Below are 1412 nucleotides of genomic sequence, written 5' to 3'. Positions count from 1 at the left end.
CTTCAATAGAAAAACAATGCTGAAAGACTATCAAATTATTGATGCCGATGGCCATGTGAATGAACCGATAGATATGTGGGAGAAGTACCTGGAACCTGCATTTAAAAATCATGCACCCTATCGAGATCAACCCTCCCAAAAGGATGGGGTTGTGAAAATTGATATCTTTTCCCCTCCAACTAAGTATATGAGAGTGGAAGGTGAGACAATTTATAATAAGATATCCGATGCTGTCTGGGCTGAAGGAATTAAGGTAGCAATCCGGAACAAGGCTACCTATAATAAAAACCTAGGCTCTGGCCCAGAATCTCAGGTCAAGGCCATGAAGCAGATGGGTGTGGATATTTCCTTTCTGTATCCAACTACAGGATTGTGGATGTTGGCGATCGATACTATGGATCCGCCACTGGCAGCAGCACTCACCCGTGCCTACAACAATTGGTTACGAGACTTTTGCAGCTATGACCCGCAACTATTGAAAGGAGTAGGAGCGATTAGTCTACACGACCCCAGCAACATGGTGTCGGAATTACATCGGATCGCAGAGTTTGGCTGGAAAGCTGTCTTTGTCCGGCCAAATCCGGTTAAAGGACGACTGCTCAGTGACCCGGCCTATGAGGCATTTTGGACGGAGTGTGAGAGGCTGGGCATAGCAGTTGGCATTCATGAGGGTAGCCATGCTCGATTACCGACCACTGGATCAGATCGATTTAATACCCGTTTTGCCATGCATGCTTGCTCTCATCCCATGGAACAGATGATGGCAATGTTGGCACTGATCGAAGGGGGAGTATTAGAGCGTCACCCCAATCTCAGAGTAGCGTTTCTTGAGTCCGGTTGCGGTTGGCTTCCCTACTGGCTGTGGCGGCTAGATGAAGAGTACGATCAACTGGCCTGGGAGGTGAAAGACCATGTAAAGATGAAGCCTTCAGAGTATTTCCGTCGCCAGTGCTTCATTGCCATTGAGCCAGATGAGCCTTATCTAGCTGATATTATCAAGTACATCGGTTCTGATAACTTGATCTTTGGTTCTGACTACCCTCACATAGACCACAATCCCAAGATTATTGAAGAAATGGTAGGACTTCAGGACAAGCTATCTCAGAAGATAGTGCAAAAGATCCTGTGGGATAATCCTATGCGTTTTTATGGTTTGGGGTGAAGAGTTATTAGTCATTTTAAACTTGTTAGATTAAAGCTTATCATAAAAATGGCGATACCCGCTTTATTGATCAGCTTATACGGCATAAACAATCAAAAATGACAACCTTACAAGCCCGTAAACTCTCCCTGAAGGATGTTCACCATTTGCTAGGGATTAAACCCCTGTACAACGGCTTATTTGCACCACTACTTACCCTTGAACCCCTTACTGAAACTGAACAAGAGGAAAGATCGGAAGAGCGTCCAAG

General features: G+C 45.3%; 1 protein-coding gene. It reads left to right on the top strand.

The genetic code is table 11. The features are described from left to right. Positions 1 to 1162, top strand: a 1162-nt coding sequence (locus F6K51_RS37200; protein WP_365940651.1) for an amidohydrolase family protein, incomplete at its 5' end; no start/stop codon positions are given. Positions 1163 to 1412: the final 250 nt, after the last annotated feature.

The organism is Moorena sp. SIO3I8, assembly GCF_010692325.1.
Lineage (GTDB): Bacteria > Cyanobacteriota > Cyanobacteriia > Cyanobacteriales > Coleofasciculaceae > Moorena.
The sequence above is the reverse complement of the archived record's forward strand: the minus strand, read 5'-3'. Positions and strand labels throughout refer to the sequence as shown.